Here is a 727-nt window from a genome sequence, read left to right as displayed (position 1 = left end):
ATCTATCAGTTTATTAACAGTATGCCAGTCCTTTCGCTCCATATGAATTTCTATTAAATTCCGGAGTATATACACCTTATCAGCTGTTCGCGGGAGATACTCACTCAGTTCTAAACTTTTTTCATAATATGGAATCGCATTCGCATAGTCTTTCAAGCCTTGATAGATTTTCCCGTAATTATACGCAATCAAACATACATTCAAAGGATTGTAATTCGTCTTCGCTTCATTTTCTGCTTGTTTCAAAGATTTCATGGCTTGTTCTGGTAGTTTCCCCCTGTTGTATTGCATCGCAAGACTGATTAACACATGTATTTTTTCTTGTTCTTTATTAAATTTCCCATACAGTTTATAGGCTTTTTTGGCATACATGCGACTAATACTTTGATCTTTATCAAGGCTCATACGTAGTTGACTTATGTTGTAATATATATGAGCATGTTGCACCGTTTCTTCAGGACCAAGCATATTTTCTATCTTCTTGTAAATTTCAAATGCAGTAACATAATCTTCTTTATTAAAAAAATAAAGTCCTTTAGCCATTAGATAATATATATAATCTTCCATATCTTGTGTTTCTATTTGATCCGGAATCACTTGTGACGCTTGATCGACAAGTGACGCTACATATATTAATTTATAGTTTCGAGCATGGTAGTATATGAGAACACCGTAGACCTTTAGTAATAAAGGCATTGAGTCCGTATCACGAACATACAGTTCTAAT

1 protein-coding gene is annotated in these 727 nt (G+C 33.8%); it reads right to left on the bottom strand.

The window, feature by feature from the left end:
- Positions 1–727 (bottom strand): tetratricopeptide repeat protein (locus ACM6HU_RS27390; protein WP_414848552.1); only part of this gene is annotated, 727 nt, incomplete at both ends.

This window comes from Bacillus sp. IT-79MI2 (assembly GCF_949768135.1).
Lineage (GTDB): Bacteria > Bacillota > Bacilli > Bacillales > Bacillaceae_G > Bacillus_A > Bacillus_A pseudomycoides.
The sequence above is the reverse complement of the archived record's forward strand: the minus strand, read 5'-3'. Positions and strand labels throughout refer to the sequence as shown.